Genomic DNA, 8,386 nt, shown 5'->3' on the forward strand with positions numbered 1-8,386 from the left:
TTATTAAAAATACACAACGATCATTTCATAAATAGTTTTGCAAAGATACTGAATTTCAAAAAATCTTATAGTATTATAAAAACTTAATTTTTAAATTGAATAAATCGCAATAATTTTGTGTGTTTTTTAAGTAAAACATAAGTGATATGATAATTGTCAGGAAAATTCTTTTTATATTGAAAAATTTTTATTAAATTCACAACAGATTAATAGTTTAAATAATAATAATGTACTAAGTATTAACACCATCTAAAACTTTCGAAATTATTAAAATTGGTTGAATTAATAACTATTAATCAGTATACTACTAACAGGAAGGACTCATCACTAATTTGATGAGTCCTTTTTTGATATATAATTAATATTTAGGTTTACTTTTTTACGAGTTCTTCTTGAACGTTGTTTGGTACTAATTCAAAATTGGAAAATTTAGTGGTAAAGCTTCCTCTACCTTGAGTAATTGAACGAAGAGTAGTTGAATATTTATACATTTCAGCTAAAGGAGTTTTAGCTTTTATAGTTTGGTATTTTCCATCACTATCCATTCCTAAAATAATTGATCTACGAGATTGTAAATCAGTCATAACATTTCCCATTAATTCTTCTGGAACTTTTACATTTAATTCATGTACAGGCTCTAATAATTTAGGTTTAGCATTTAAAAAAGCATCTTTAAATGCATGAGCAGCAGCAATTTTAAATGAAATATCATTAGAATCTACAGCGTGCATTTTACCATCAAAAAGCATTACTCTAATATCTCTTGCATAAGACTTAGTTAATGGACCTTCTTCCATAACTTCTAAAACACCTTTTAATACAGAAGGTAAATAACGGGCGTCAATTACACCACCAACAATACAGTTGTAAAATACAAGTTTTCCTCCCCAATCTAAATCAATTTCTTCTTTACCTCTAATATTAAAACCTTCAGGTTCAGGCATTCCTTCATAATAAGGTTCAATTTTTATATGTACTTCACCAAATTGTCCAGATCCACCAGATTGTTTTTTATGCTTGTAGCTTGTAGTTGCTGAGCGTTGAATGGTTTCTCTATAAGCTATTTTTGGTTGTTCAAATTCAGCTTTTATTCCATAAATATTTTGTAAAGTCCAATCAATTGTTGCTAAATGTAATTCGCCTTGGCAAGAAAGGATTAGCTGTTTTAATTCTTTAGAATATTTAATTATAACTGTAGGATCTTGTTGATGAATTTTTTTTAGGGCATCACTTAGTTTTTCTTCATCATTTTTATCAGCAGCACTTACTGCTTTACTAATTCTTGGTTCAGGGAACTTTATAGGTTTAATAGTAATATTAGAGCCTTTGGTTCTTAAAGTATCATTAGTTTCGGTATATTTTAATTTTAAGGTGGCTCCAATATCTCCAGCTGTTAATTTTTCAACAGGCTCTCTATTTTTACCATCCATAATGTATAATTGATTTAAAATTTCAATTTCTTCATTTCTGGAATTCTCTAATTTATCATTTTGTTTTATTTCGCCTGATTTTACTTTAAAGAAACTTACTTGACCAAGGTTAGGTTCGTAAAGTGTTTTAAAAATAAATAATGAGGTTGGTTCATTAGCTTTACATTCTAGAGTTTTACCTTCAACTGTTTGTTCTGGTTTTAAATCAGCTGCAGAAGGTGCTACATTATCTATAAAGCCCATTAATCTACCGCTACCCATATCATTTAATGCAGAAACGCAGAAAACAGGGAAAAGTTCATGATTTAACATTCCTTTTTTAATACCTTCTCTCATCTCATCTTCATTAAGCGTACCTTTATCAAAATAAAGTTCCATTAAATCTTCATCATTTTCTGCTGCTTTTTCTACTAATTCATTATGAAACTCATTTGCAATATCAATTTGATCTGCAGGGATTTCTAATTTCTCAGGTTTTCCTCCTTCAGGACCAAATTTGTACATTTTCATTTTTAGTACATCAATAATACATTGTGCACCATCAACAACTAGTGGGTATTGAATTTTTACAGCATTATTACCTACTAAATCTACAATGCTTTTAAAACTTTCGTCAAAATCTGCATTAGGACTGTCTATTTGATTAATTACAAATAAGGTTGGAAGTGAAAATCGATCTACATAATTCCAAATAATTTCGGTACCTACTTCAACACCTTGTTGAGCATTAATAACGGTCACAACAGAATCTGCAACACGCATTGTTGAAGCAATTTCACCAATAAAATCGTCTAAACCTGGAGTGTCAATAATGTTAATTTTGTAGTTGCGCCATTCGGTATGAAGTGGAGTGGCAAAAATGGAAGTTTCTCTTTCATGTTCAATTTCGTGATAGTCTGAAACAGTATTTTTGTTTTCTACACTACCACGGCGGTTGACTAATCCAGCTTCAAAAAGCATTGTTTCTGCTAGCGTAGTTTTTCCACTTTTATTAGCGCCTACAAAAGCAACATTTTTAATGTGTTTATCATCGTATATTTTCATAATCTAACTGTTTTTGTAAAAAGTCCTATAAAGTTACAAACTTTTTGTATTAAAAATATGACGAATGTTAGTTTTTAAAAAGTAGAATGAATGAAAATATAAATGATGATGCGTTGATTTTACAATTCATCACAAATAAATGACAATTCAGTAATATAAAATTTTATGAAGCATTTATTTCAATGACTTTTGAAGTGTCAAAAACAAAATAATAATAATTTTAAAAATAATTAGTATGCAAAATTTAATTTTAACCATTTTACTGTTATTTTCTTCGGCGGTAGCAGTAAAAGCACAAGAAAATCCAAAAAAATCTAATTTATCAACAATTACTGTTTCAGTTACAAATGCTTTAAACAATAATGGTACTGTAAACTTTGCTCTGTATAAAGAGGATGGCTTTTTAAAACAGCCATTATTTGCAAAAGGATCAACAATAAGTAACGGTGTAAGTAAAGTAATTTTTGAGAATGTACCAAAAGGAGTTTATGCCATAGTTTGTTTTCATGATGAAAACGGAAATAAACGTATGGATTTTGAAGAAAACGGGATGCCAAAAGAAAACTTTGGAACTTCAAATAACTCGTTTAATTTTGGACCACCTCAATTTGAAAATTCTAAATTTGAAGTATCTGGAAAAGATTTAACTTTAGAAATTAAGTTTTAAATTGCAAATATTCAAAATAGAAATGTGAATTATGAAAACTGATGTGAAATATATTCTTAAAGTTTCAGTAATAATTGGATTGATTGTGTTTGTAATTGATAGGTTATTGCTTTCAAACGGATTTAATGTGTCGTACAATCAGTTATTAATCTCTTTAAGTATTCATTTATTATATGCGGTTTCATTAACAACGTTAAACGCCTTTTTTTTCAAATATTTAGAAGCTAAATTTAACTGGGAAAATAATTCAAAAATTAGGCTGATAGTTGGTGCTTTTGGTTCAATAATAGTAACGATGTTAGGAATGGTAGTTTTACGATTTATAACGTTAGTTGTAATTTTAAGTAAGCCTTTAGATTCGTTTATAAATGATCCATATGCTTATAATTATTATCTATTTGGATTTGTAGTAATTGTAATTATTAGCTTAATATTTCACATAATTTTCTTTTATAAAGCGCTTTCTGAAAAAAAAGTAACTGAACAACAAATTGTTGCAAAAACTGAAACAGCAAAATATGAATCTTTAAAAAGTCAAATAGATCCGCATTTTTTATTCAATAGTTTAAATGTACTAACTTCATTAATAGGTGAAAACCCAAAACAAGCAGAAAAATTTACAACAAAGTTATCTAAAGTATATCGCTATGTTTTAGAACAAAAGAACAAAGATTTAATTGAATTAGATGAAGAGTTGTTATTTGCTAAAGCCTATATGGAATTGCTTAAAATGCGTTTTGAAAATGCAGTTACTTTTGAAATTCCAGAGAAAGCAAGTAATCCAGAATTAAAAATAATACCACTGAGTTTACAATTATTATTGGAAAATACCATAAAACATAACGTAGTTTCAGAAGAAAATCCTTTAAAGGTAACCATTAAAGAAGAAAAAGGATTTTTAACTATAATTAACAATTACAACCCAAAAACAATCATAGAAAAAGGAACAAAAGTTGGTTTAAAAAATATAGTAGAAAGGTACAATTTACTAACTTTAAAAAAAGTATTAATTGAAAAAGATTCAACTTATTTTACAGTTAAGTTGCCATTATTAACACAAAAAACAACAACAATGAGAACATCAGAAAATATAGAAAGCAGCAAGTATATGAGAGCTGTTGAACAAGTAGAAGAAATAAAAGCTTTTTACAGTGGTATAGTAGCGTATTGTATTGTAATTCCTATATTAATTTATATTAATTTAGAATATGTACCTCAATTTCACTGGTTTTGGTTTCCAATGCTAGGTTGGGGAATCGGAATGGTATTTCAAGGATTTAAAGCCTTTAGCTATAACTCAGTTTTTGGAAGAAACTGGGAGGACAGAAAGATTAAAGAATTTATGGAAAACGATAAAAAACAGTACTGGGAATAATTAGTAGATTATTATAAATACTAAATTAAACAATCATAGATTAACTATTTAAAAGAAAAAAGATGAAAGCAGATTTTTCAGAAGAACAAAAATACATTAGAGCAAAAAAGAAAGTTGAAGAAATTAAAGGTTTTTACTGGAACTTATTATCCTACTGTTTGGTCATCCCTTTTTTAATATTTATAAACTTAAAAACATCGCCAGGGTATCATTGGTTTTGGTTTCCAATGTTAGGTTGGGGAATTGGAATTATAATTCACGGTTTTAACACCTTTGGAGTAAACATAATTTTGGGCAGAGCATGGGAAGAAAGAAAAATTAAAGAATTAATGGATAAAGAAAAATTCAAATAGAATTTTAGAATATTTAAACAACTAAAGTAAAATACAATGGAAAGAAATAATTATTCAGAAGAACAAAAATATATAAGAGCACAAAAAAAAGTAAAAGCTATTAAAGGATTTTACGTTCATTTATTTGTGTATTTAGGAGTAAATGTATTTATATTTTTAGCAAGATTTATATCTGGTGAAGGTGTTGGACTTTTATTAGATTGGAGTTCATACGGAACCATGTTTTTTTGGGGAATTGGATTAGCTTTTCACGCATTTGGAGTTTTTGGAATGGATTTTATTTTAGGGAAAAACTGGGAAGATAGAAAGATTAAAGAAATTATGGATAAAGATAAAAAACAATATTGGGAATAATAAAAAGGATGTCAACATCCATAACAGCAATAAACAATAATGAAAGTAGTCATAGTAGAAGATGAAAAACCAGCCGCTCGTAGGCTAAGTAGAATGCTTAACGAATTTAATATTGAAGCTATTGCAATGTTACATTCGGTTGAAGAAGCCGTAAACTGGTTTCATACCAATGAACATCCAGAACTATTATTTTTAGATATTCAGTTATCAGATGGGCTCTCATTCGAAATTTTTGAAGAGGTTCAAATTAATAGCGCAATTATTTTTACAACAGCGTATGATGAATATGCGCTAAAAGCATTTAAATTAAATAGTGTAGATTATTTATTAAAGCCTATTGATGCTGATGAACTTGAAAATGCCATAAATCAGTTTAAAAAAACACAACTTTCAACACCTAAATTAGACCTAAATATTGAACAACTTAAAAATTTGATAGCACCTTCTTCAAAAGACTATAAAAAGCGTTTTACAGTAAAAATTGGGCAACATTTAAAAATGATTTCAATTAAAACAATTGAGTGTTTTTATAGCGAAAACAAAGCTACCAATATGTTTACTATTGATGGAAGAACCTATTTAGTTGAAGATACTTTAGATCAATTAGAAGAAAAATTGCACCCAGAAGCCTTTTTTAGAGTTAGCCGTAAGTATTTTGTAAATATAAATGCTATAAAAGATATAATTTCATATACAAATAGTCGTTTAAAATTAATTCTTCATACTTATAATGAATCTGAAATTATAGTTAGTAGAGAACGAGTCAAAGATTTTAAAAATTGGATAGACTAATTAAAACAGATAAAAGCTTCATTTTCTTTTTGTTATAATAAAATAAATTCCTTAAATTTGCACTCCTTTTTACGAGAACAGATTTAAAAGGAATTAACAGAAAATAAATTATAAATAATCTCTTGGAGTTATTATCGTTTAAAAATCTGAATAACAATAAGATACAAATAATTATCTCAGCAGAATGTCTGAAGAAACAAAAAAAACTGAAGAGCAAGTAGAAGCTACTGAAGTAAAAAAAACAGCGGCAAAAGCCAAAAAAGAAACTAAAGAAGAAGTAGCAGAAGCTCCTAAAGTAGAAAAAGTGAATCCAGAAGAATTTTTAGCAAATTTTGATTGGCACAAATACGAAGAAGGAATTGAAGCAGTTGATGAAGAAAATATTAAAGCTTTTGAAGCAGCACTAGAAGGTACTTTAGGTTTAGTAAACGAGCGTGAAGTAATTGATGGTGTAGTGGTTAGAAAAACCGATCGCGAAGCAATTATTGATATTAACTCTAAATCAGAAGGAGTGATATCTTTAAACGAATTTCGTTACAATCCAAACTTAGCTGTAGGTGATACAGTAGAAGTTTTAGTTGACAAAAGAGAAGATAGTACTGGTCAATTGGTATTATCGCACAAAAAAGCAAGAGTAATTAAAGCTTGGGATCGTGTAAATAATGCACACGAAACAGGTGAAGTAGTTAATGGTTTTGTTAAATGTAGAACTCGTGGTGGTATGATTGTAGATGTTTTCGGAATCGAAGCATTCTTACCAGGTTCTCAAATTGATGTAAAACCAATTAGAGACTACGATCAATATGTAGAGAAAACAATGGAATTCAAAGTGGTAAAAATCAACCAAGAGTTCAAAAACGTTGTAGTTTCTCACAAAGCACTTATTGAAGCTGATATTGAAGTTCAGAAAAAAGAAATTATAGGTAAATTAGAAAAAGGACAAGTATTAGAAGGTGTTGTTAAAAACATTACTTCTTATGGTGTATTTGTTGATTTAGGTGGTGTAGACGGATTAGTTCACATTACAGATTTATCTTGGTCTAGAATTAACCACCCAAGTGAAGTGGTTGAGTTAGATCAAACATTAAATGTTGTAATTCTTGATTTTGATGATGAGAAAACAAGAATTCAATTAGGATTAAAACAATTAAGTAAACACCCTTGGGAAGCACTTGATGAAAATATTAAAGTAGGTGACACAGTAAAAGGGAAAGTAGTTGTACTTGCTGATTACGGTGCATTTATTGAAGTTGCTCAAGGTGTTGAAGGATTAATTCACGTTTCTGAAATGTCTTGGTCTACACATTTACGTTCTGCGCAAGATTTTGTATCTGTTGGTGACGAAGTTGAAGCTCAAGTATTAACTTTAGATAGAGAAGAAAGAAAAATGTCTTTAGGCATTAAGCAATTATACCCAGACCCTTGGAATAATATTGCTGATAAATATCCAGTAGGTTCAAAACATACTGGTACAGTTCGTAACTATACTAACTTTGGTGTTTTTGTGGAATTAGAAGAAGGTATTGATGGTTTAGTTTATATTTCTGATCTTTCTTGGACTAAGAAAATTAAACACCCATCTGACTTTGTTTCTGTAGGAGATAAATTAGAAGTTGAAGTTTTAGAGCTTGATGTAGAAGGACGTAAATTAAACTTAGGTCATAAACAAACTACTGATAATCCTTGGGATGCTCACGAAGATACTTTTGCAATTGATTCTATTCATGAAGGTACTGTAAAAGAGAAAAGTGATAAAGGACTTATTGTAATTTTAGAAGACGGTGTTGAAGCATTTGTTCCAAGTCGTTTTACAGTTAAAGAAGACGGTTCTAAATTAGCTAAAGGTGATACGGATAAATTTAAAGTTATAGAATTTAACAAAGAATTTAGACGTGTAGTTGCATCTCATACTTCAATATTTAAAGCTCAAGAAGAGAAAAATATCAAGGCAGCACAGAAAAAAGCTGATACTGCAGATAAAACAACTCTTGGAGATTTAGGTGGAGATTTAGCTGCATTAAAGAAAAAAATGGAAGGAAAATAAGATTTTCATATACATTATAATTTAAAAAGCTGTATCATTTGATACAGCTTTTTTTTTCGTTATTAAATCTATAAAATTTAACTTTGCAAAACTTAAACTAAATCTATGACACTTATAAAATCAATATCAGGAATACGAGGTACCATTGGAGGAGAAGTTTCTACAAATTTAACACCCTTAGATGCGGTAAAATTTGCAGCCGCCTATGGAATGTGGTTAAAAAAACAAACCAACAAGGAAGTATTTACCGTAGTTTTGGGAAGAGATGCTCGTATTTCAGGAAAAATGATAAGTAGTTTGGTAGGCAATACCTTGGTAGGTTTAGGG

The 8,386-nt window shown here is 29.0% G+C and carries 7 protein-coding genes and 1 pseudogene; 7 read left to right on the forward strand and 1 reads right to left on the reverse strand.

Annotated elements, in window-relative coordinates; all coding sequences use genetic code 11:
- Nucleotides 1-371: 371 nt before the first annotated feature.
- Entirely contained in the window at nucleotides 372-2,474 is a 2,103-nt protein-coding gene (locus ACFQZW_RS11440) for an elongation factor G (RefSeq protein ID WP_298264205.1), read from the reverse strand.
- 235 nt (nucleotides 2,475-2,709) lie between these two features.
- Between ACFQZW_RS11440 and ACFQZW_RS11445 the strand changes: the two genes are divergently transcribed.
- The 7 genes and pseudogenes from ACFQZW_RS11445 to ACFQZW_RS11475 form a co-directional block, all read left to right on the forward strand.
- Nucleotides 2,710-3,141: a DUF2141 domain-containing protein gene (locus ACFQZW_RS11445; RefSeq protein ID WP_298264206.1), complete on the forward strand. Its 432-nt coding sequence runs from the start codon at nucleotides 2,710-2,712 to the stop codon at nucleotides 3,139-3,141.
- A 31-nt stretch (nucleotides 3,142-3,172) separates the two neighbouring features.
- Nucleotides 3,173-4,516 carry a 2TM domain-containing protein gene (locus ACFQZW_RS11450; RefSeq protein WP_298264208.1) on the forward strand — a complete coding sequence of 448 codons (1,344 nt, stop codon included), beginning with the start codon at nucleotides 3,173-3,175 and terminating at the stop codon, nucleotides 4,514-4,516.
- Between the two features lie 62 nt (nucleotides 4,517-4,578).
- Nucleotides 4,579-4,869 carry a 2TM domain-containing protein gene (locus ACFQZW_RS11455; protein WP_363317300.1) on the forward strand — a complete coding sequence of 97 codons (291 nt, stop codon included), beginning with the start codon at nucleotides 4,579-4,581 and terminating at the stop codon, nucleotides 4,867-4,869.
- A 36-nt stretch (nucleotides 4,870-4,905) separates the two neighbouring features.
- Nucleotides 4,906-5,223, forward strand: a complete 318-nt coding sequence (locus ACFQZW_RS11460; RefSeq protein WP_298264209.1) for a 2TM domain-containing protein — start codon at nucleotides 4,906-4,908, stop codon at nucleotides 5,221-5,223.
- A 39-nt stretch (nucleotides 5,224-5,262) separates the two neighbouring features.
- Complete coding sequence (locus ACFQZW_RS11465) at nucleotides 5,263-6,015, forward strand: LytR/AlgR family response regulator transcription factor (protein ID WP_298264210.1); 753 nt, start codon at nucleotides 5,263-5,265, stop codon at nucleotides 6,013-6,015.
- 184 nt (nucleotides 6,016-6,199) lie between these two features.
- Complete coding sequence (rpsA, locus tag ACFQZW_RS11470; RefSeq protein ID WP_298264212.1) at nucleotides 6,200-8,059, forward strand: 30S ribosomal protein S1; 1,860 nt, start codon at nucleotides 6,200-6,202, stop codon at nucleotides 8,057-8,059.
- 105 nt (nucleotides 8,060-8,164) lie between these two features.
- Nucleotides 8,165-8,386, forward strand: a pseudogene (locus ACFQZW_RS11475) (phosphoglucosamine mutase); the annotation flags it as partial.

Origin of the sequence: Lutibacter aestuarii (assembly GCF_042676885.1) — a bacterium.
GTDB lineage: Bacteria > Bacteroidota > Bacteroidia > Flavobacteriales > Flavobacteriaceae > Lutibacter > Lutibacter aestuarii.